At 42.3% G+C, this 22549-nt stretch carries 16 protein-coding genes; 2 read left to right on the top strand and 14 right to left on the bottom strand.

Annotated features, from left to right (window positions below; translation table 11 throughout):
• Nucleotides 1–2 precede the first annotated feature (2 nt).
• From ACSLUK_RS02735 to ACSLUK_RS02725, 3 genes are all read right to left on the bottom strand, one after another.
• Nucleotides 3–3086, bottom strand: a complete 3084-nt coding sequence (locus ACSLUK_RS02735; protein WP_448546981.1) for an efflux RND transporter permease subunit — start codon at nucleotides 3084–3086, stop codon at nucleotides 3–5.
• Entirely contained in the window at nucleotides 3083–4165 is a 1083-nt protein-coding gene (locus ACSLUK_RS02730) for an efflux RND transporter periplasmic adaptor subunit (protein ID WP_448546980.1), read from the bottom strand. The genes ACSLUK_RS02735 and ACSLUK_RS02730 overlap by 4 nt, the downstream gene beginning before the upstream one ends.
• A gap of 279 nt (nucleotides 4166–4444) precedes the next feature.
• Complete coding sequence (locus ACSLUK_RS02725) at nucleotides 4445–5542, bottom strand: M28 family metallopeptidase (RefSeq protein WP_448546979.1); 1098 nt, start codon at nucleotides 5540–5542, stop codon at nucleotides 4445–4447.
• Nucleotides 5543–5765: 223 nt separating this feature from the next.
• On the opposite strand from ACSLUK_RS02725, the gene ACSLUK_RS02720 reads away from it, so the two are divergent.
• The gene (locus ACSLUK_RS02720) at nucleotides 5766–6860 is read left to right on the top strand and encodes an MltA domain-containing protein (RefSeq protein WP_448546978.1); all 1095 of its coding nucleotides are present in this window, start codon (nucleotides 5766–5768) and stop codon (nucleotides 6858–6860) included.
• An 18-nt stretch (nucleotides 6861–6878) separates the two neighbouring features.
• Nucleotides 6879–7346, top strand: coding sequence for an RNA methyltransferase (locus ACSLUK_RS02715; protein WP_448546977.1), 468 nt, complete (start codon nucleotides 6879–6881; stop codon nucleotides 7344–7346).
• A 39-nt stretch (nucleotides 7347–7385) separates the two neighbouring features.
• Here the strand turns inward: ACSLUK_RS02715 and ACSLUK_RS02710 are convergent, their stop codons facing one another.
• The 11 genes from ACSLUK_RS02710 to ACSLUK_RS02660 form a co-directional block, all read right to left on the bottom strand.
• Entirely contained in the window at nucleotides 7386–9302 is a 1917-nt protein-coding gene (locus ACSLUK_RS02710; RefSeq protein WP_448546976.1) for a polysaccharide biosynthesis protein, read from the bottom strand.
• A gap of 114 nt (nucleotides 9303–9416) precedes the next feature.
• Nucleotides 9417–10601, bottom strand: coding sequence for a DegT/DnrJ/EryC1/StrS family aminotransferase (locus tag ACSLUK_RS02705; protein ID WP_448546975.1), 1185 nt, complete (start codon nucleotides 10599–10601; stop codon nucleotides 9417–9419).
• A 13-nt stretch (nucleotides 10602–10614) separates the two neighbouring features.
• Nucleotides 10615–11250 carry an acetyltransferase gene (locus ACSLUK_RS02700; protein WP_448546974.1) on the bottom strand — a complete coding sequence of 212 codons (636 nt, stop codon included), beginning with the start codon at nucleotides 11248–11250 and terminating at the stop codon, nucleotides 10615–10617.
• Entirely contained in the window at nucleotides 11243–11839 is a 597-nt protein-coding gene (locus ACSLUK_RS02695; RefSeq protein ID WP_448546973.1) for a sugar transferase, read from the bottom strand. Before ACSLUK_RS02695 ends, ACSLUK_RS02700 begins: the two co-directional genes overlap by 8 nt.
• Nucleotides 11836–13059 carry a glycosyltransferase family 4 protein gene (locus ACSLUK_RS02690; RefSeq protein WP_448546972.1) on the bottom strand — a complete coding sequence of 408 codons (1224 nt, stop codon included), beginning with the start codon at nucleotides 13057–13059 and terminating at the stop codon, nucleotides 11836–11838. The genes ACSLUK_RS02695 and ACSLUK_RS02690 overlap by 4 nt, the downstream gene beginning before the upstream one ends.
• Entirely contained in the window at nucleotides 13050–14888 is a 1839-nt protein-coding gene (locus ACSLUK_RS02685; RefSeq protein WP_448546971.1) for a heparinase II/III domain-containing protein, read from the bottom strand. Before ACSLUK_RS02685 ends, ACSLUK_RS02690 begins: the two co-directional genes overlap by 10 nt.
• A gap of 5 nt (nucleotides 14889–14893) precedes the next feature.
• The gene (locus tag ACSLUK_RS02680) at nucleotides 14894–17029 is read right to left on the bottom strand and encodes a bi-domain-containing oxidoreductase (RefSeq protein ID WP_448546970.1); all 2136 of its coding nucleotides are present in this window, start codon (nucleotides 17027–17029) and stop codon (nucleotides 14894–14896) included.
• A gap of 3 nt (nucleotides 17030–17032) precedes the next feature.
• Nucleotides 17033–18358, bottom strand: coding sequence for an oligosaccharide repeat unit polymerase (locus tag ACSLUK_RS02675; RefSeq protein WP_448546969.1), 1326 nt, complete (start codon nucleotides 18356–18358; stop codon nucleotides 17033–17035).
• Nucleotides 18359–18373: 15 nt separating this feature from the next.
• Nucleotides 18374–19510, bottom strand: a complete 1137-nt coding sequence (locus tag ACSLUK_RS02670; protein WP_448546968.1) for a glycosyltransferase family protein — start codon at nucleotides 19508–19510, stop codon at nucleotides 18374–18376.
• Nucleotides 19488–20660, bottom strand: a complete 1173-nt coding sequence (locus tag ACSLUK_RS02665; protein WP_448546967.1) for a hypothetical protein — start codon at nucleotides 20658–20660, stop codon at nucleotides 19488–19490. Before ACSLUK_RS02665 ends, ACSLUK_RS02670 begins: the two co-directional genes overlap by 23 nt.
• A gap of 510 nt (nucleotides 20661–21170) precedes the next feature.
• A complete protein-coding gene (locus ACSLUK_RS02660; RefSeq protein WP_448546966.1) occupies nucleotides 21171–22511 on the bottom strand; it encodes a glycosyl hydrolase family 28-related protein in 1341 nt (446 codons plus the stop codon).
• Nucleotides 22512–22549 lie beyond the last annotated feature (38 nt).

The raw sequence follows: 22549 nt of genomic DNA, 5'->3' as shown, positions 1-22549 counted from the left end.
TATTATGAATGGTTTACAGGGTTACCTGTAATTAGTTCTGACACTTCCATCGGTGCCTTTTTACCAAGTTGCAGCAAGCTAGGCAGGAAGATCAACGTAAACACCGTGCTTACACTCATGCCACCAACAATCACCGCAGCAATGCCTCGGTATAATTCAGCACCGGCACCTGGGATTAGTAGCAGTGGTAACATGCCGCAAATACTGGTTAGTGTACTCATTAGAATAGGGCGTAGCCTTAAACGTACCGCTTGTTCAACAGCATCGTGTCGGCTAAGTCCTTCACGTTCACCCATGCGCGTTTGATAAACCAAAAGAATCGCATTGTTAACCACTAGCCCCAACAAGATGATAAATCCAATCATGGTAAGCAAATCCAGCGGTTGGAAAATCACTAGATTAGTGATCTGCAATAAAGCAATACCGCCAACGGTGGCCAATGGAATTGTTAATACCACCAGTAAGCTATCTTTAAATGACCTAAACAATGCAGACATCAATAGATAGAGAATCGCTAGAGCCAAGATAAAACTCTGGCTCATATTGGTTAATGCTTCTGTCAGTGCTTCAGCAGAGCCGCGATATCTTATCGAACCATTTTCCGGAAGCTGCGCCATAATTGTTGGTTCCGCTTTTTCCTTAATGGCAGCAATAGCTTCTTCTAAGCTGATATCATTTGGTGGCGTCACCTGTAAAGTAATTGTACGCTTGCGATCGATGCGACGAATTGAGCTCGGCCCAGCGGTTCTCACAATTTCAACTAACTCGCCAACTGGTTGTACACCTGCGTTGGGCGTATACAAAGGTATAGCCGCTAGCTCTTCGGGTGAGTCCCAATCAGTTGACCGTAAGAAAACATCAAGACGTTTTTGACCATTGAAAAAGTCACCTACATATAGTCCTGTGCCTAATGTACGAGAGATAGAAGAAACCTGCTGACGTGTCCAACCAGCTTCGGCTACTCGTCTTTCATCGGGTATCATGCGTAATTCTGGCTCAGCTAATGTGAGCCCCGGCGTTGGTTGAATTTGCGCGCCCGGTAACGCTTGACTTACCGCACCAAAACCAATTTGTGCTGCCACTAACAGCTGATCAACTTCGTTACCTTGGATGTCGATGTCGATGCGTCGACCACCACCTAAATTGCCAAAGAGCTCTTCTTGTGAGGCAAATGCCAAGGTATCAGGGAAACCGCGCAGTATTTCGCTATTGATTAATCCCACGATTTGTTGGATATCGTCAGCGTCATATGCTCTGCCACCCATAAAGCCGAAGTTACCAAAAAAGCCCATCCACGTATGTTCAATGTGTGGACTCTTTTCGCCACTAAGATATGGCATGATGCGACGGTTGATTTCATCGCTCATTTCAAATCGCGCAGCGGGATAGCTCAAGCCCGGAGGAGGCAAAATAAACGCCTGAAAAGAGTTCTGGTTACCCTTGGGCAGATAGTCAATTTTAGGGAACATCAAATAGCTACCAACAAATGAGAACAGCATCAAGCCAATCACCCAGCCCATGCGCCTTGCAGGGGTAGACGTAATACGCATAATGCCTTTAGTAATATTGCTCCACCAATGATCATGTGGGTCGTCAGCCGATACTTGTTTAAGTAATCTACGAGCAGCTGTAGGCAGTACCGTTACGGCGATGAGTAGCGATGCGACTATAGCAACAGCGATGGTAATCGCTAAATCGGCAAACAATTGTCCCGACACTTCTTCCAAAAACGCAATGGGTAAAAAGATAGCCACTGTGGTTGCCGTAGAAGATAAAAGCGCGCCCCATACTTGGGTTGTGCCTTTTAACGATGCTTGCTCAGACTCTGTGCCTTTTTCGCGTAGCCTAACAATGTTTTCTAGTACAACAATTGCTGCATCTAACACCATACCAACCGCAAAAGCTAAACCCGCCATTGAAATAATATTGAGGGTTCTGCCAGACGCGTACATAACCACGAGTGTAACAACTAAAGAGATAGGAATAGATAACGCCACGATGAGCGTAGCTCTGAACTTACGTAAGAACCACCAAAGTACGATGATCGCCAGCATAATGCCGAGCATGAGGTTATTTTGTACCAAGCTCATCGATCGTCCGATGTAGATAGTTTCATCGTACATTTGGATAAGCTGTAATCCTTCTCGTGCCAAAGGACCTTCATTGAGCTCCTTCATCGCTGTCTGCAATCCTTCCATAACGTCAATCACATTAACGCCTTGTTCGGCTTGTGCGTTCATGGCTATTGCAGGTTCACCGTCGAGTGTTAATATGCCAGTACGGTCAGCAAACGTTAATTCAACATCAGCAACGTCTTTTAATAGAACGGGTTGGCCATTACGCCAATCAAGCACCATTTCTTTTAACTGTTCAGCGCCGTATTTGCCGGAAAAACGTAACGTGTACTTACGTCTGCCAATCTCGTTAAAGCCGCCAGAGGTATCATTATTATTGCCTAAGGTTGCAGCCAAATCCGGAATGTTAAGCCCCAACTGTGCTGCTTTGTATGGATCAAAGGTAATGTGCAGTTCCGTAGGTAAGCCACCAAATGCATTAGTTTGTGAAATACCCGCTACCCGCTCAAGACGGGTTTGGATTACTTCTTCAACATAGTCTTGGTAGCTGACGATGTCGCGCGTGTTGCCCGCCGTAGGCTTCAAAGCAAACCATGCAATGGCATCAAACGTACTGGCACCACCTACAGCCAACACGGGTTCTGTTGCATCAGGCGGGTAATTTGGTACTTGATTTAACGCATTCATCACATCGATTAATGCGCGCTCTAGGTTTATGCCTGTTTTGTAACGTAGGGTAATACTACCGCTGCCTTGGCTAGAGTTGGATTCAAGTAATTCCAACCCTTGTAATCCTTTAAGCACGTCTTCCTGACGTTCAATGATCTCCGCCTCTATTTCTTCAGGTGCAGCGGCACGCCAATTAGTTGAAATAACGATTTGCGGTTGGCTGATATCAGGCGTTAACTGAATAGGGAGTTTGAACAAACTGATGGCACCAAAAAGCGCAATCAGTAAGATCGCGACAACAACCGCTGTAGGGTTTCTTAATGAAGCTGATGTTAGAGTCATGAGTTACCTGAGATTAACGAATTGTTATTGTCTTTAATGCTTACTGCTTGCCCGGAATTTAAGCGTTCAGCACCACGAATCACAACTTTGTCACCCGGTTTTACTTCACCGATAACTTCCACTAGGTCGCCAACACCGATGCCGACCGTGACCACTACTTGTTGAGCGCGATTATCGTTGTCGATGATAAATATTGTCGTGGAATTACGGCGAAGAACTAAAGCGTCTCGTGGCACCGCGACGACCTGCTTGCTTTCACCGTTTGGCACTGCGCCTTTTAAATTCAAACCGATTGGCCAATCGATAGCAGACATATCTAAACGCACTTCCATTAAGTGTGACTGTTCGTCAGCTACCGGAATAATGGCTTTTATCGGCGCTTGCTCAACTCCCAAAGGAGATTTAACATCGAGCAATGTCGCATCTTTTAAATAGCGATAAGCGGTTAATGGGGCAAATAATGATGCTTCAACGTTCGCTGTTTCCACCATACGAACTATTGCTGTGCCCGTATTGATGTATTCGCCCTGGCTACTCAACCGTTCTACTACAATACCTTCAAAAGGGGCTTTGAGTTGAGTGAAGGCAAGTTGTTGTTTGATTCTTGCCTGTCTGGCTTTCGCTGCTGCAAGATTGGCTTGCGCGATATTACGATTTGAAATTGTTTCATCAAGCTCAGTGGCTGAAATCAAATTTTTAGCGACCAGTGATTGTTGGCGCTTCACTTCCGCTTGTTCAAAAGCAAGCTTTGCTAGCGCATTGTCAACATTGGCTTGTTCTTCGGCTAACTCATGACGCAAAGTACGATCATCGAGTTGTGCAATCACTTGCCCTTTAGTGACTTGTGCACCAACCTCAACCAAAGTGACTAATCTGCCAGAAACCTCTGCCGCTAGTTTTGCATTATTTTTACTAACAACATTACCTGAAACCCAGGCGATAGGCGACATCAGCTTGCTTTCAACAATGGCAACATTAACTGATGCAGGCGGCATTTGCTGTGCATGTGAGAATAAACTGAGAGAGGTAAAAACCAGCGTGGTAAAAGCGACAACTTGTTGTCGAAAAGTTAATTTCATAAAGCATCCATAACTGCAGGTATTGTGAAGAACAAAGTGCAATGGCAGAAAGCATTGCGTTCATAAGGCTGTATTTTAAACAAATTTGCTGTAGCCATCTGTTAATTGTTCAAAGACAAATTGTTACAAAACATGACAAAAGCATAGCAAAATCATCATAATATGCGAATTTTCATTCAAATGAATTGGTGTGGTTGTGCCAAGGCGGCGTAGTTTAACGCGAAGATTTTTTAAGCAGGGTGCAGGTAATTCGAGGAGTCAGCTACCTGCACAAAATGACTATTGTTGTTTTGGCAGTGAAAAGTGCGTAAGCATTTCTACCAAGACTTGTACACTTTGTTCGAGTTGCTGGTTAATTCTGCCAGGAAATAATACATCTAGTTTGGTTAAATTGTCATATTCTGTATGCCAGATGTTTCCCCATTTTGACTCTGTGTTTCTATCACAAGCACTGTTGGTTTTATTGTCAAAGCAATCCCACAGTTTAGGGTGGGTAGATTGTGAGTAGCCATCATAACCATCGCGGCCATTGATGTGAAAGTTAGTCGACTCTACGTACGCGACAGGTATTCCTTTGCAGGCAAAAGGCGCATGATCTGACCATGGCCCCGTAACGCCTTGTGCAAGGTCATCGCTGGCTGGATGAATGCGATATTGGTGAGCTTCACCCAGCACGGTTTTCGAGGTCAATAATAACTGATCACGAAGCCAACTAACGCTTGAATACCTACTGTTGTCACCATCACAGTCGTATGGTTTAGTGTCGGCGCTATGTACGTATATGTAGTCGCCACCGGCAATGGTATCGAAATTGATCATTGCGACGACATTACTCAACGCTTGCGGCTCTGTCGCTGCTAGTTGATTTACATAGTGCTTTGAGCCATGTAAGCCAATTTCTTCCGCACCAAAAGCGATATATCGAATGTTAAAGTTTGGCGCCTTATGCGTTGATAACTTGGCCGCGATAGCCAACATGGCGGCAACCCCCGCACCATTGTCGGTAGCGCCTAATGAACCAGCGTTAGCTGCAGTAGAATCATAATGGGCGGCAAGAATAATAGTTGGTTTTGTCGATGAATGTGTGTCGGCGATAATGTTGCTCGACGACTGTTTCTTTTCGCCAAAAGTAAACGTTTGCTTTTGTGTGTGATAACCCAGTTGGTTAAATGCGTCATAAATAATTTCCGCGGCATGTTGTTCTTCTTTACTTCCTGCTTCCCGTGCGCCAATGCCTTTTGTCGGCTGAACAAGCGATTGATGGTAATCAGTTACGGTAGGCGCAACGTCGGCAGGAGGTGTTTGCTGGTTGGCCGAAGCTACCATCGTTACAAATAAAGGTGTTACTAAGGCAGTTAATAATAGTAATTTTTTCATGTCTGCATTATTAGCATTCGCGGAGAAATAAGGCGGATAGTGTAATGACATTGATGCGCATTGTGTAGTTTAATTGCGAGCACGCTTTATTGTGTCACTAATGACCGAAAGGCTGTTTACCGCACTTAGTAAAATTAACTCAGGTAGTAAATCATTTATGATATAGTGCGTTCATATTGTTTATTAATACTGTTGATTAGCATTGTTATCTACTAACGCTTCTATGTTTGCCCGTATTGTATTTGTAGCCATTTTACTCACAGCTGAGGTTTCTGCGCAGTTCTATCTCGATAAATCGCCCAACATCGATGCGCTTGGTCAAACGGATAGCCAGGTACTGTGTGATGTAGCCAGAAATACGGCTGAATATCTTAACAACAATAGTGATGACCGATTCGCGGTACATGCAGGCCGTGTATTCAATGACAAGATATCGTTAACCAGCGTACAAGAGACACTCGCTTTTTTATGTCAAATTGCCAAAGAAGATCTGACATCAGAGCAAAATCGGTTGAATGACATCGCATTTTTACGTGAGAACTTTGAGTTTTATCGCTGGCTACCAGACCGCAAAACTGCGCGCGAATGGGCAGATAAAAGTGACAACGCGGTTAAGCAGCGACTATTGAATAACATTCCTGAAGACCAGCTTTTCATCACTAAGTACTATACGAAGTTACTAACGGCTTCTTCAAAACCTACGGCGACATATTCACAAGCGCTTTATGGCCTGCCGTTCGATGAAGTTGGCTTGTCGCAGCAGCAAGCGGACAGTAATCCAGAACTAACTCGACACCAATTTACTCGCCAACAGGCAATCAATGGCGCTTTGAAAGGGCTTGCTCCTCCTTTGCTTTGGCTCACTGAAGATGCTTTACATGACGTGTTGCTGCAAGGTACTGGCGTTGTTGATGTTGATGGCCAGCGTCGTTATTTTAACGTGCATCGCAATAATGGCATCGCTTATAACTACTCGCTGGGTAAATCAGAACAGGCACGCTATTGGTATTTTGCAGAAGTACCGAGCATATTAGGTTATGGACAAACTTTAGCGACGAAAATCCCGATAAAGCCATATGCCACCTTTGCAGGTAACGTAAAATCTCTAGGCTTAGGCAAACTGTTCTACACCAAAATGAAAACGACTACTGGAATGAATGGGTACTTAGGCGTATTGGCCGATCAGGGCGGGGCATTTGATGGGAATTTATTTCAATTAGATTTTCTTGTTGGTAGTTATTTCGGTTGGCAGGACTACTATGCCGCAAACAAACATTTTCCAGATTACGCCGAGACCTGGCTATTAATAAAGAAGTAACTGAAATCGACAAACTCTATGGCAAGACTCAAGCAAACCTATAGCCAATCTGGTTTTTTTGGCATTGGCATCGTCAATAATATTGATGAGCAAAACATCGGTACGCTATGGCGTTCAGCGTATATAATGGGCGCATCGTTTATTTTTACTATTGATAAACGATACAAAAAACAAACCTCTGATGTGACAAATAGTTGGCAAAAAATCCCATTGTATCACTATGAATCAATAGACGATCTTAAGCAGCATTTGCCTTACGATGCGCCACTGATTGCTGTGGAGTTAACCGACGATGCGACTATGTTGCCTGCGTTTGAACATCCTACTAGAGCGGTTTATTTATTAGGTAATGAGCAATCTGGCTTAACCCGCGAAGCACTTGCTGCTTGTCACAAGGTTATTCAGTTGCCAGGTGATTACAGCTTAAATGTGGCAGTTGCGGGTAGCATTGTCATGTATGACAGAATTGCCAAAGCGGGTAATTAGCTAAGGCTTTTAACTTTTAATTAGCGGTTTAAAATACGTTTATGCGGTAGACGCTAAAACGCTATTTTCTTGCTCTTCGCACTCATCGGATACCATATTGTCACCGACCTTAGGACGATACTCCAAAGGTGCATCAACCAATATGCGCTTCATACGGCTAACGTCTTCGGCTTTCATTGCATCATTGAGTTCATTCAAAATGACACTAACTTCAGGCCAGCTCAGAGAACGTTCGTTGGCTGTCAGTATACGCTCATGTTCACTCGATTTTGCGTTGTCGTCGATGAGTAACTCTTCATATAACTTTTCACCTGGACGTAAGCCTGTATACTCAATGGCAATATCGCCGTCCGGATTAGTTTCATCTTTCACCGAATAGCCCATTAAATGCGTCATTTTATAAGCTAAATCAACAATCTTGACTGGTTTACCCATATCCAAAACAAATACGTCGCCACCTTTGCCAAGCGCACCTGCCTGAATGACCAATTGTGCAGCTTCTGGAATTGTCATGAAGTAACGAATAATGTCTGGGTGGGTTACCGTGATTGGGCCACCAGCACGAATTTGCCTTCTGAACAATGGCACTACCGAGCCTGAAGAACCGAGCACATTGCCAAATCTCACCATAACAAAGCGAGTATTATGATCTCGCGGTGCTAAACTTTGTAATACTAATTCAGCCATGCGCTTAGTGGCGCCCATTACATTGGTTGGTCGAACAGCTTTGTCAGTTGAAATTAAAACAAAAGTTTCAACATCGCAGTAAATAGCAGCTTGCGCGATTTCATAGGTGCCCATTACATTATTTGCAATGCCTGCCATCACATTTTCTTCAACCAATGGCACATGCTTGTATGCAGCGGCATGATAGATAGTGTTGACATTGTGCGCATGGAAAATAGAGGTCATCAACATGCCATTTTGCACGTTGCCAATGCGAGGCACTAATTCGATTGGGCTGTCTAATTCTATAAGTAGTTGTGATAATTCTTGGTGAATCTCATACAGGAACGCTTCACTCACGTCTAACAAAATCAATTTAGTGGGTTGTTGCTGGATGATTTGTCGGCATAGTTCTTTACCGATAGAGCCACCAGCTCCCGATACCATAACGACTTTGTCTTTGATGTTGCTCGACATTAGCTCAGGTATAGGTTGAACGGGTTCTCGACCTAATAACTCGTCTACAGATACTTCGCGCAATTGGTCAATTTGACGTTTACCCGATACGATGTCTGACATGCTTGGAATCGTGAGCAATTCTAATGCGTAGGGTTCAACTTTGGCGACAATTTCTTTCATTCGGACAGGGCCAACATTGGATAATGCGATGAGCACTTTGAATTGGCCATATCGTTTGATTAATTTAGGAAGCTGTTGTGGTGAATGAACGCTTAGTCCAAACACATCTCGTCCTTGATAGCGTTGTTTTTCGTCAAGAAACGCGATGGGTTGATACTTGCCACCGAGTGCTAATGCGTTTGCGAGTTGTCGTCCAGTGTTACTTGCACCATAAATTACCACACCTTCCTTGGGGTTAAACCACTGTGTACTCAATAAAAAGCTTAGGCTCGCGCGTGCTCCCGCAATCAGACAGGCAGCGATAACCAAAAATAGAAAGGGAACAGAACGTGGTATAAATGCTTCAAAAACAGCACCGGTCAGGTAAAAAACAACGCTCGATAAACAAAGTATGCTAAGCACACGTAGTGTCGCTGTGGCATTGAAATAGCGAATAACGCTGCGATAAATACCAAAAAAATAAAACATTAATGAGGTGGCAACGCAAATCGTTACCAAAGCAGCCCATTCCGCAAATTCAAATGTGACATGCGTAGCGCCTAGTCGAATAACATAGGCTAGAACAAAGGCGATACAGATCGATAGGTTGTCAAAAACTAATGCCGCACATAATTTGACATAGCTAGGGATCAGATCAATTTTTCTTATCATAGAGCGCCCCAAATTAAACCTTAGACTGCAATGGCATTATCAATTATCGTTCTTACTATCTGGCCTGATAATGCCGAAACAAAATGTTACGTTCTTAATCGCCATACTAACACTTTATTCACGAAAGTCGCTAATTTGCGCAAAAATTTTGGTGATAGTTTCGCATGTTTGTTCAATTTCCTTGCCAGTTAGTGTTGGATGAACGAGGAACATTAGCGAAGTTTCGCCCAGTTGTTTAGCGTTTTCCAATGGGCTACTTGGACGTAAGTCTGTGTTGTCAAATGCCTTTTCGTTGTAGACTTCTGAGCAACTACCTGAATAGCAAGGTACGCCAAGCGCATTTATTTTTTCGATAATGCGATCTCTACTCCAATCACTTGGAAGCTTTTCCGGTTTAACTTGTACGTAACACTTGTAGTAAGCATGTTGAATGTCTGTCGCTGGCTCAAATACGGAGATAAAATCAAATGGACGGCAAGTATTCAATATCTGCTGAGCATACAATGTTCTCGTGGCGTGCCAATCTGCCATGCGTGCGAGTTGGATGCGACCAATCGCAGATTGCATTTCAGTTAATCGCCAATTGGTTCCAAACGATTCGTGTAGCCAGCGATAGCCCGGTGGATGCTCTTTTTCGTATACTGCCGCATACGACTTACCATGATCTTTAAACGCCCAAGCTTTACGCCACAATTGTTCGTCGTTCGTCGTTAACATACCCCCTTCACCACCAGTAGACATAATTTTGTCTTGGCAAAAAGACCAAGCGCCAATATGACCTATGCTACCAACAGAGCGTCCTTTATATTTAGCACCGTGTGCTTGCGCGCAATCTTCAATGACAAATAAACTATTTGCTTCTGCAAGTGCCATTATTTCATCCATGTCACACGGCCAGCCACCTAAGTGCACACAAATAATCGCTTTAGTCTTAGAGGTTAGCACTTTGGCGATAGTTTCTGCTGTGATGTTTTGGCTGTCTAACGCGACATCAGCGAATACCGGTGTCGCACCAGCGTTTATCACTGTACTTATCGATGCAATAAACGTACGGGGCGTAACTACGACTTCATCACCTTCACCAATGTCTAATGCTTGCAATGCCAAATCAAGCGCTAAAGTTCCATTGGCAACGGCTACCGCGTACTCGCAGTCACTAAATTGAGCGAATTCCTGTTCGAACTTACGACCTTCTTGGCCAGTCCAATAATTAACTTTATTTGATGCCAATACCTGACTAACAGCATTCATTTCTTCTTCGGTAAATGATGGCCAAGGTGAAAATTGAGTATTTAACACGTTATTTCCTTTTCTATGCAGATGGAATTGTTTTATGGGCAGCGGCTGGCACCCCCAGATAAAGGGTATTTGGTTGGGTATCGTTTACGATTACAGCACCGGCACCTGTTTGTGTGCCAGAAGCAAGTGTAAGACACTCTATAACTGTTGAATTTATGCCAAGCCATGACATGGTTTCGATGGTTACACCACCCGCAATAGCCACTTGCGGTGAAATATGCACATAGTCGTGTACATGGCAATCATGATCAATAGAACATGCAGTATTGAGGATACATCCATCACCAATAGTTACGCCAAAATTAACTGTCACGTTGGCAAATATCACACTCCCTTTGCCTATATTGACCTGATTAGAAATGACCGCGGAGGGGTGAATGATTGTCGCAAGCTGGCCATCTTCATTGGCAATTTCTTGTGTGTACTTTTTTCTTAAAGCATTTTGTCCAAACGCTACTACAAATTCACTTTGCGCGCGATATTTTTGCCAGTTGTCGGGGGTATCAACGATAGACCAATGAGCGTTTTGACTTCTTTGTGGCAAACAATCGTCGAGAAACACAATGTCTTGATACTTGCCTGTGGCGCTCGCACAATCTGCAACCACACGGCCGTGACCACCAGCGCCAAGTATGACGAGTCTAGTCATTAGCATTCCCCGTAAATTTTGTCATAGTTGCTTCACCTGCTTCACTAATGTCAGCGCGTACGAGTACTTTTTTAACGGTTAACAACAATATTTTAAAATCTAACCATAAAGATTGATTGTCGACATACCAAACATCAAGTGCGAATTTCTCTTGCCAGCTGATAGCGTTGCGGCCATTTACTTGAGCCCAGCCAGTAATACCAGGTTTTACCTGATGGCGCCGTGCTTGTTCAGGCGAATAAAGTGGTAAGTATTCAACCAACAACGGGCGAGGGCCAACAAGGCTCATTTTGCCAGTGAGTACACACCATAACCCAGGCAATTCATCTAAGCTGGTGGAACGGAGAAACTGGCCAAATTGAGTGAGACGCAGATGGTCGGGAAGTAACTCGCCATTTTCGTCACAGTCATTGGTCATTGAACGAAACTTTATCATGTCAAACAATTCGCCATTAAGGCCTGGGCGCGTTTGCTTGAATATGACGGGGCGACCAAGTTTTATGGCGATTAACACGCTGAGTATTAAAATAACTGGTGACAATAGTAATAACACGCTTAAGGCGACTAAAAAATCAATCAATCGTTTCATGTTGTGCTTCCTTCTAAAGACTCGAATACGTCAATAAACTGCAAGGATAATTGTTCTCTGGAAAACTGTGTTCTTGCAAGGTTTTGCGCATTCACGGCCATTTTTTCGCATAGTTCCGGTTCGGACTGCATTTTGACTAATGCATCGGCAAAGGCAATTGGATCTTCTGGCGTTACGGCTATACCACATTGGTGCGTTTCTATCATTTCTGCTAACCAGCCGGGGTAATTATTGATTACGGGTAAACCTGCAGCAATATAATCGAAGAACTTATTGGGTGACGTCCCATAATAAAATGCTGGAATGTTTGCAAGTACTTGCAAACCTACATTGGCTCGCTGCATTAATTGAGCAAGTTGTGGTTTAGCTACTGGCTCTAAAAAAAGAATGTTACTCAATTGGTGCTGACTAGCGAGTGTCATCAGTTTTGCTTTTTCACGTCCTTGACCAATTAGCACTAACTTAATATGCTTTTGCTGTCGTTGTTTGAGCTCTTTTGCGACTTCAATTAACTGGTCCAAGCCATTTGCTAAGCCGTGTGTGCCGCTAAAAAGCGCAACAAAATCGTTGTCATTTATACCTTCTGGTTGCCAATTTGAGTCAGGATTGGCAAATATCGTCAGGTCACAACCATTTGGAATTGCAGTTATGTGATCACTTTCAACATGTCGGGCAATACCACTAGCTATACCCGGTGACAAGGCAATGTGTCGATCGGCACACTTGTATGTTAACCATTCGAGTGCTGCCAATAAAGATAACACGACGGGGTTCGTGATGACCCCCATGGCTTTCGGTAGCTCAGGCCACAAATCTCTTACTTCAAAGATAAAAGATTTACGTCGAAATACTTTGGCAAATATTCCAGGAATACCTGCTGTTAGTGGGGTTGTAGTGCAGAAAATAACGTCATACTCTCTGAATAATGCCAGTTTAACGCTTCGAAGCGCAAACTTAAAAAATACGATAGAGCGAGTGAGAAAACTTTGTTCGTTGGCATAATCGAGTTCGAGCTCAATGACATGAATACCATCAACTGTGCCTTCACGCTTGCCATTAACAAAAGGCTGTTCTAGTCCTGTCACCCCTCCCGTGTATGAGCCGCACACCATTGTTACTTGATGTCCTTTGGCGGTTAGCGCTTTTGCCATTTCGTAGGAGCGAATGCCAGTGGAACCATTAGGCGTAGAAAAGTGTTGGTGGAAATATATTATTCGCATGTACGTAGTCTTATTTTTGTTGTAATTGTACAGGGATGAGCAACCTCTAGTAGCATAACGGTTGCTGGACTCTTTTGCCCATAATAAAGGGAACACCAGCCTTCAACAAGCGAGATATTGCAGCTATCGTCATTTGTTAATAGTTCAATTTCATAGCGGTCGTTGACTAACTTACTCTCTGATAGTGTCCATTGGCTGTCGCTTAAATGCCAACGCAACTGAGCTTTTGTCTTAAACCCTGAAACATCATCGGAAATTTCAATGCTGTTTTCTGATACGTATTTGACCGTTCGAATGTGCTTATGGCCATAAACATTACTATAAGAGGATGTTAATTGTGATGATTGACTCTGAGACGAACAAACAATCCAATTGTTGTATAAAAAGCGGGAGAGTTTGGGCATTTGTTGCATGCCGTCAAATTGCACCGTGTTATGTGCCTCAACACTATTGAAATAGTCTTGTAGCTCTCCTTGACTGTTGTAACTAAAGCTACCAGTGCCAATAAATATATTGTTATTGCCATGAGACAGATCTAAGTGCAGTGCATCACAGGCGCTAGGACGAAACTTTCCGTCGTGATTTCTCAAATAGGCGTTGAATTGGTTCTCTGAAAATTTTAATAATCCGGTACTGTAACTGTGCTGTTTGATATCACTAATTACTGATGCGCCTAATTTGTCTGTGGTTTTAAAGAGCGCACTCATTTGTTTCGATGATGCAAGGTCAGAGTAGCACGCACGATTGAAAAACATGATATGCGCTAAACAAATACTTGGGCGAAAATCACGGTAATCACTTGCTGTTACAGGCAGTAAATTGGCACCGTCGTTGAGACCGAAATTCGGCGGATAACCATTGTTGCTATTCACTAACCCTGTAATCCAAGCCGTAGCTTGTTTAGCACTTGAGTAAAATTCTTTAGAGAAAGGAGGCTGATTGCTTAACGAGCGGAAAAACTCAGCAAGCGACAAACTATCTAACATCAGTCGATGATAGTAAACAGAATTTTGGCTAAAGTTGCCGTCAGCAGAAATCAGCTTTCTAGCGCGATCTTCAAGCAGCGTTTTGCCAGCGTTGTACCAGTCTTGATATGTTCTATTTTCGTCGCGGCTATGCTTATTCGCGCTTAAAAATAATCCTCCAACAAGTAGTGCTGCCGCTTCGCTGGTACCGTGGTTATTGTCCTGTGCCTTTGCATAGCTCAGCGTTGGTGCAATGCGTTCCAGATGTTGGGTGAGCAGACGCACTAAAAGCGTGTTAGCTTTGTCAAATTGTCCCAAAATAAATGCCGCGACTACCAAATGAAGTACACGAATCGATGCTTCTTGCCCACACTTCCAATTGACGCCTTGATGACAAGGGTTGTGAACTACCCAATCTTGCAACCATTCATTGATTTTCTCTATGTATTTAATATCACCTGTTGCGCGATAATTAACAGCAAAGTGTAACAACCAATCCATTCGTGATAATTCCCAAACGCCCTTAATATCGCCAATATTGAGGGAGAAATCGTCCATCTGACTCCAGTGACGACTGTTATTTTCAACGATTTGCTGATTGAAGATCGACTGATGCCAGTTTGGAGGCTCAACAGTGTTAAGCTTGATATGGCCAAAGGCCAGCAAATCTTTTATCGGCTGGATATTACCGTCTAGTTGCAGCTTAGGAAGAGCGTAATAATTACCTTCGGGCAAAGGCGTCGCTATGGGCATAGTTTTTAGAAAGTGCCCACCGCGCAACTTTACACGATAACGCAATACCATCATGGCATTGCGTATACCCAGTCGGTAATAAGTATGAATTTTGCTGATAACGGACAACAAAGCGATTAATCTTCTTGTTGAGAGAGTAATTGAGCTGCCTGCAGCGTTACTCGTGAAACCTCAAGAATCTCATTAAGTGGTATTGGCGCTGTCTTCCCTTGATTAATTGCGTCAACAAATGCCTGTGCACAAGCCGCTTGTCCTTTGTCTTGTTGCCATAAGTTCATTTTTTTGAAATTACTAAAGCCGTAACCACGTAATTTTCTGAAATTGTCTAGCGAAAGGACTTTGTTGGCGGCGAATACGTCAATCTTCTCTTTAGGGTATGATTGGGCGCCGTTGGCGAGGTAGTTTATGGTGCCAAAAGAACCATCGGCAAATCCAAGCACAATCACCGCCTTATCTTCGACAATTTCAGTGGAGCCTTTGCTCATCTGACGTGCCTGAACAGAGATAATTTCGCTTCCCACCAAGTAGCGCATTAAATCAATAAAGTGACATGCCTCGCCAATGATTCTACCACCACCTTTTTCGCTATCATGTACCCAGTGGTCTGCCGGAATAGCGCCAGCATTCATAGTCATAATCAGTGATTTTGGTTCACTTATAGGAGCGAGTAATGCTTTCATTTTTTGAACGTGGGGAGAAAAACGTCGGTTATATCCGACCATCAAGGCACTATTGTGCCCATGCTTCTCTATTTCATCGACAATTCGTTGATGCTGCTCTTCAGTAATTGCCAGTGGTTTTTCCACAAAAACATGTTTTTTAGCGGCCAAGGCCTGACAAACGAAGCTGGCATGAGAATTGTGCTGTGTAGCAATAACAACCGTATTGATATCTTTGTTGGCTAACATGTCTGTTACATCGGTGGTGGCAAATTGAAAGCCATTGTTTTTACCGTGAATAACACTGTTAATACCACCTGAAGAGGCAATTGTATGTAGCTGTGCCCCCGAAGATTTGAGCGCAGGAATAAGTACGCGAGAGGCATAATTACCTGCCCCTATAACGCCAATTGTAGCTTGCTGAGGGCTTATTGTCGCTGTATCTGATATTGGTAATACTTTACGCAGTATTTGAGAGTGTTCTTTTTGAGGATACTCAAGCACGATGCCTAATGCCGATTTATCTTCTGTGAGCAATTGGTATGCATCTACTGCATTGTCGAATTGAAATCGATGACTAATGAGTGAAGATACAGATAAACGGTTGCTTGCCATCATATCAAGAATGGCTTGAAAGTTTCTCTGCTCTGTCCAACGAACAAAGCCTATCGGGTAGTCTTGTCCTTGATCTTCATAGAGTGGATCATAGCGGCCTGGGCCGTATGAACAAGACACCTGGAAACTAAGCTCTTTTTCGTAAAACTCGCTACGATTGAGTGATAGTCCAGTAACACCCACAAGGATGATGCGACCTCGCTTACGACACATATTCGCTGCTTGTGAAACAGGTTCATTGGAAGCGGTAGATGCAGTTATTATGACGCCATCAACGCCTTGATGATGGCTAAATTGCATGCCGACATTAACGACATCTTCATGCTCCGTCGGGTTACACGTTTGTGCGCCGTATGAACGAGCCAGTGCTAATTTTTCGTTGTCGAGATCTATCGCCAATACTTTACAACCATTGGCAATCAACAGTTGAATGGTAAGTAATCCAATGAGTCCAGCACCAATAACGACGAACTGCTCACCAAGTGTTGGCTGGGCCAAACGAATACCTTGTAAACCAATCGAAGCAAGTACGGTAAAAGCGGCTGATTCATCATCAACATTATCAGGGATTTTGGCGCATAGATGTTTAGGTACGCGAACTAAATCTGCGTGAGGGCCATTTGAAATAACTCGATCACCTATTGAAAACTCGGTCACATCATCGGCGACATCTATTACTTCACCAACGTGACAGTAACCCAACGGCAGTGGTTGCGCGAGTTTAGAACGAACCGCATCGACAGTGCTAACCAAGCCATCAGTCTTGATTTTGTCTAATACCATTTTGACTTTATCTGGCTGTTTTCGCGCTTTGTCAATGAGGGAGGATTTCCCAAAGTCGACAAGCATTCGTTCGGTGCCTACAGAAATTAAACTGCAACGTGCCGCTATCAGTATATGGCCACTCTTAACGGATGGTGCCGGCGCTTCTACGATACTGGTTTCGCCTGTACTCATGTTTTGCAGGATTTGTTTCATAAATCAATCGCTCTTGATATGTCTTGTCGCCAAGTAAACTAAAATGAATGGTACGATAGATAATATATATCTGGCAAAAAAACCGAGAAATTCTGCATACATAAATTGTGCAGAGAACATTACAATCGAAAAAAGATACACCAATTTCAATATAGGTGATGAAAATGAACCTAACTTCGTGAAAAGTACCCCTAAACACAGCGCGATTAAAAAGCTACCAAGCAGGGATCCGAATACACCAAAATTCATTAATAGTTCAGTATAAAGCCCAGTGGTTAAAGACGAGTTGCCTTTTCGTCCTACAACATAAGAACCGGGATAGATCATGTTTTTTAGTATTGGACCTGCACCAACAGGTTTTGAAGGCCATATTGTGCGGGGTACAAAATTTGCGAAGCCAGCAACATATGTTTTCCCAAGTGTTAATTGTTGCTCATGTTCAAGTAACCATGCAATATTTTCATGGTTCCCGAATGCTCCGTTTAACGAGTTCACTAAACCGTAGTCGGTGTCTGATTTAATGCTTGAACTGCCACTTTGATGACGTATTTTCCCAATGGTATGCATGATGACAACAATTAAGCATACAACAAATAACAATGACAATGTTTTTTTTAGTTGCCTTACTGTAAGGTGCCCTGTGTATTTATTCGAAAAAGACAACCCAAAACACAATAAACTTATTATGAGTAAAAATAACGAGTTACGGTTGCTGTTGATGGCATAATATGTGCCTGCAATTGCTAGAGATGATAGAAAAAGTACAAGGCTGATACGTCTAATCCATTTATAATTATTTTTCGCCTGTACATATATAAAGAAAAATAACAAACATGCAATGTAAGTCCAATGTGCTAGTAACAGGCTAAGACCTTTTCCTACACCTAGCGCTATTCTATCAGTGATATACTTATCATAGCCCATGGAAATAATAGCGATGATGTTCTTACCCGAATTATAGGCTCCAATAAAAAATACAAAAGTAGTCACGATCAACGCGATTCTAAGAAACTTCCTGTTCAAGTTAAATTGGCTTAGACTCACGCCTTTTTCAACAGGAAAATACGATAAGCCTGTGATAAAAATAATGTGCAACAGCATGACATATAACATCGAATACAAATATATATCTTCTGCATAACTAGCTTGATAGCGAAAGTAAGTAACATCCCATTGTAAAGCTGGCATCAACAGATGAATTAAGAAAAAAAACAATGATGACAATACGATAGGGCTGTTGAATATTCGAGATATTCCTTGATTATATATTTTGAATAACGAAAGCAATATTAGAATAGTGCTTAGTGTAATAGTAAGTAAGATAACCATTTGAACTTAGGTAAATTATGTGTCCTGTTGAACTTGACTAAACTCATCGAGTCGACTAAATAATTGTTCAAGTTGCATTTCAAATGACCTGATGCTCGCGTTCGGCTTACGTAAAGTCTCGAATCCTTTTTCAAGAATTATCTCTAGTTCATTTATGAGTTGAAAATGATCGTGATAGGAGCATGTGATGCAGCCATCAATTTCACGAAGAAAGTTTGCTGTTTTTACCTCACTATTTACAATTACTTTTGTGCCTAGTAGGAGAGCATCGCCCCACTTATTTGACTGAGCTAGTGTGTTAATTTCATATTTTGGATCGTAGTAAGTTAATACAAAGTCAGAACATAAATAGGTTGCAAGTGCTTCTGCATTAGTTAGCTTACCTAAATAGGTAACAGATCCACAATCAATAAGTTGCCTTGCTTCATCGCAATCAACTTTTCCTGCAACTAATAAGGCAACATCTTGTTGGTCAAAGTGATTTGCGATCGCTAGTGCCGCACTCATACCACGATCTTTGCCTAACCAGCCATTAACATTTATAACTATTCTTGCCTTAGGCCATTCTTTACTACGAAAATATGCTCTTGCTTTAGTTATTTCTGCAATACTCGGCGTATTTCGTAAAATAAAAAACTTGTTGGAAGAAAACGAATATCGCTCCGTGCCAGGGATAACATGCAATGAGCAATGATGAGATGTAAAATTTTCTAGTACTTGGATGAACTTCTTAATAGGGCTTGGAAAGGGAAAAACCATAGAAAATCTGTCAGCATCATCGAATATTACCTCAAACTTTCTAATTTTTGCAGCCAAAATGGCGGGAAAAGCACTTTCAAATCCCAGTGCCCATACTGGAGTGTTGGATTGACGAATGAGACAGTAGAAAAATACTCTAATCATCCAATAGCAATATAACAACTTCGTTAGCCTACCGCCATAGCCACCACCATTAATCAAAGTAACTTTATTTATTCTTTGAGTTGGCAGCTCAACTTCTTCTGCCTCATGGCTTTCTCGTACCCATGCTACGTGCTTTAAATTGGGTATCTGCTTATTCTCCAATAAATAAGACGCGAGCTTATACAATCTTGTCCTATTAGATAGAGAAGATACAGGTGCAATTATTTCAATAGGAGCATGGTGTTTCACTACGTCTTTCCTCGTTCAATAGATAAGTATTAACTGCACCTTTGGCGAAGTAATTTGAAATGTATGTTCTAGATAGCCAATGTAACCCTGTAGCAACGGCGATTAGTTGAGCTTGAATAATGGTGCCTTGAACGCCTTTTAAGATAATTACTAGCAACAACAAATATGCTCCCATAGTTATCCAATTGAAAAGTGCTGTTTTCAAGAGTACCTGCTTAGTTGCAAAGACATTTAAGCACACGGATGCGAATGTATATTGACCTCTGGCAAGACACATAATGAACAAAGAAGAAATAATTATCGCCTCCAACTTGAGGTGTTTAGCTTCATAAAATAATACGTAGATAAGTGCACCGATGGCGAGAGAAATAAGAGATAAGCTAAAAGACAATGTAGAAATACGCTTTTTATATGTTCTATATATGGAGAAGTCAAAACGTTCGTGTCTTCTGATTTTAGGTGCAAGATAAAAACCTAGAAAGCCATTCACTGAGATAGCTATCGGTGTAAAGATTACAAAATGGCTAAATACAATAAACGATACCTCTTTGTACCCAAACAGGGTGATAATAAATTGTTCTCCGTGGACTGCGACTACTAATGTCAAACTATGCAGTAGGAAATAAAAGCCGAGGTGATTAATATCTTCTTTAGGACGCTGTAGTCGCTTCTTGATTGATATATCTTTTTTAGCGAAAAGCATGGGTAAGGTTAATACGAATATACTGATTAACGCACCAGTGAACCATTGGTCTACGCCGCCTATTGCAAAGATCATTAAAATTAATAAAATAGGCTTCCAGCCATTGGTGGCGAGCTGTGCTTCAATAAGCCTGTTCTGCGCTCGAAAACAAGCGGCAACAAATGTCACTAAGCTAATAAGTAATGTACAAAAAATAAGGTACTTCGTAGAGACAGGTGTGAAATCGAAAGTTGTTGCGATGATCGTTACCAAACCTAAAACTGCAAGAAGGTTGATAACAAAACGGCAGCTTATCGGTTTTATGAGATTGGGGTGTCTTACAATTACTTGATCAAGTCCCAAGAGACAGAAAGCGCTTAAGATAAATAATGCTGATTTGTAAAAAGCCCAATTGGACACATCAGTAGGGGGAAAATTAGCCACAATATAAAGATCAGCCAGAAACATACTTAGGATCCCGACACCGTAGAGAACAAAACTTATCAAAATGCGATAATTGGGCATACTTAAGCGGTTTAGTTTCATTTTAGAGATCATTTATGGTGGGGCTTTTATCTGTCAACGTATTCTCGTTTGATTTATTCTTGGCTTAGCTAAACTAATGAATACAAGGTTACGATCAAATGTCGCTAACATATTTTTGAACAACCATGCATAAATACAACGTGCATGAGTGATACAATAACCACCTAATCCAATATATGCAACATTGATTAACATCAGTCTAACAATCAAGGCGATGTAGTTAATTTGACGAAATCGTTTTGTTAGCCTAATTTATCATGTCTTAGTATTCCTAGCCGTAATTTATTTTCTAAATTTATTGGATCGCGTTGATCTTAATAGTCAAAAAAATTGTTCGATAATTTCTCCATTGTAAATGCACATATTTTCACCGACAGTCCGTTGGCCGGTAAAAATATATGCAGCTTTAACTTTTGGCGAATATAAGAAAACCTAAGATACATTACCAAACGTTACTTTTGATGTGGCTAAGTTACCGTTTTCATCAACAGTGATTTTGTAGTGAGTGCCTTTTACGTCTGAATCTGCTCTCATGATGATTCCCATTGGAGTAGGAACTGCAGGCCAGTCTGGAGCAGCGTGCTTGTCACCAGCGAGTACCATAACGCCGGTTCTTGTTCTGGCATTGTTTGCATATTTGATTTCATTCGCAATATCTCTACCTGCGTTCACCGTGACGCCTGTTGCTTCACCAATACTCAGCGTGTTATCGGTTTGTCGTGCATAGCCAGTACCAACACTGACGTTTCGACACTGCTCCAAAAAGATGCCATGTTTTCCGCGCAGAGCTCGCCAATTTGTGATGTTAATATCGTTAACAAATGCAGCACCGTGGCTATTGTCACCAAGTTGAATATGAGTCGCATTGTCTTCACCAAAAAAGCTATTAATTGAAACTCCTCCACCATGACGTAGCCAAATACCACGCGAGTAGCCTTGGCAAGTTATGCCACTAAATTGAAAGCCTTCGCCGACAGAGCTTCCTGTTGCACTCGATTCTACAAGGATGCCAGTAGGTGTACCGTTGGCTAATAAGCTACAACCATAAAAATTTAATGCATTCGATGAACCAACTTGATTGCTAGTTCGATTGATATAAATGTCAGCCATTTCACTATGGCCGATAAAATGCAGGTCGTAAAAATTATTTATCCATGATTGTTCAATGGCTAAGCTACTGCCACTCACATTAGCCGCAAATGTAATATCCTTAAGCGAGCATCGAGATGTGCCTTTCATGTCGATGCAACTAGTTGCAGCTTTTGGGACGGATGTTCCCACAAACTTCAAGCCTTGCACTGAGCAATCAGTGATTTGCTGGCTAGATGTATCACTTTGAAGATGAATAATTGCACCGTCTACGCCATGCCCGTACAAAGCGGTCGTGGCTTTACCGTCTCCAATAATTTGTATGTTACTGGCGTTAACAATTAAAGGTGCTGTGATGCGATATGTGCCTCTAGGCACATAAATTACACCACCGCCAGTTTCTCCGTTGAGCCCTTGAGTGGTATCTGTAGCGTTGATAGCAGCATCAATTGCAGCTTGAAATGCTGCCGTAGAATCAACCCCTGTATATGGAGTGCTAACATCTATAACTGGTTGTGCACCGAAGTCGATGACATTAAATACGCGTGAATTATTGGCATGATTAGATGCGTAAGCTGTGCTGCTACTCAAAGCAGCAGTTCCAACTGTCGTCGCAGCTAACCCTCCTAGGATAGCCTGCCTTCTTGTTAGTATGTTGCCTTGATTATTATTTTTATTAGCCATAATAGTTTCCCTGATGGTTATTAACATTGTGATTAGGT

The organism is Thalassotalea fusca, assembly GCF_053485835.1.
Note: the sequence above shows the minus strand (reverse complement) of the source record. Positions and strands in the feature narration are given on the sequence as shown.

Bases quoted from the DNA above. Each gene is read 5' to 3' on its own strand.
- ACSLUK_RS02715 (WP_448546977.1), top strand. From the start codon at position 6,879: ATGGCAAGACTCAAGCAAACCTATAGCCAATCTGGTTTTTTTGGCATT.
- ACSLUK_RS02680 (WP_448546970.1), bottom strand. From the start codon at position 17,029: ATGAAACAAATCCTGCAAAACATGAGTACAGGCGAAACCAGTATCGTA.
- ACSLUK_RS02725 (WP_448546979.1), bottom strand. From the start codon at position 5,542: ATGAAAAAATTACTATTATTAACTGCCTTAGTAACACCTTTATTTGTA.
- ACSLUK_RS02665 (WP_448546967.1), bottom strand. From the start codon at position 20,660: ATGTTTCTGGCTGATCTTTATATTGTGGCTAATTTTCCCCCTACTGAT.
- ACSLUK_RS02735 (WP_448546981.1), bottom strand. From the start codon at position 3,086: ATGACTCTAACATCAGCTTCATTAAGAAACCCTACAGCGGTTGTTGTC.
- ACSLUK_RS02690 (WP_448546972.1), bottom strand. From the start codon at position 13,059: ATGCGAATAATATATTTCCACCAACACTTTTCTACGCCTAATGGTTCC.
- ACSLUK_RS02730 (WP_448546980.1), bottom strand. From the start codon at position 4,165: ATGAAATTAACTTTTCGACAACAAGTTGTCGCTTTTACCACGCTGGTT.
- ACSLUK_RS02660 (WP_448546966.1), bottom strand. From the start codon at position 22,511: ATGGCTAATAAAAATAATAATCAAGGCAACATACTAACAAGAAGGCAG.
- ACSLUK_RS02700 (WP_448546974.1), bottom strand. From the start codon at position 11,250: ATGACTAGACTCGTCATACTTGGCGCTGGTGGTCACGGCCGTGTGGTT.
- ACSLUK_RS02675 (WP_448546969.1), bottom strand. From the start codon at position 18,358: ATGGTTATCTTACTTACTATTACACTAAGCACTATTCTAATATTGCTT.
- ACSLUK_RS02720 (WP_448546978.1), top strand. From the start codon at position 5,766: ATGTTTGCCCGTATTGTATTTGTAGCCATTTTACTCACAGCTGAGGTT.
- ACSLUK_RS02710 (WP_448546976.1), bottom strand. From the start codon at position 9,302: ATGATAAGAAAAATTGATCTGATCCCTAGCTATGTCAAATTATGTGCG.
- ACSLUK_RS02695 (WP_448546973.1), bottom strand. From the start codon at position 11,839: ATGAAACGATTGATTGATTTTTTAGTCGCCTTAAGCGTGTTATTACTA.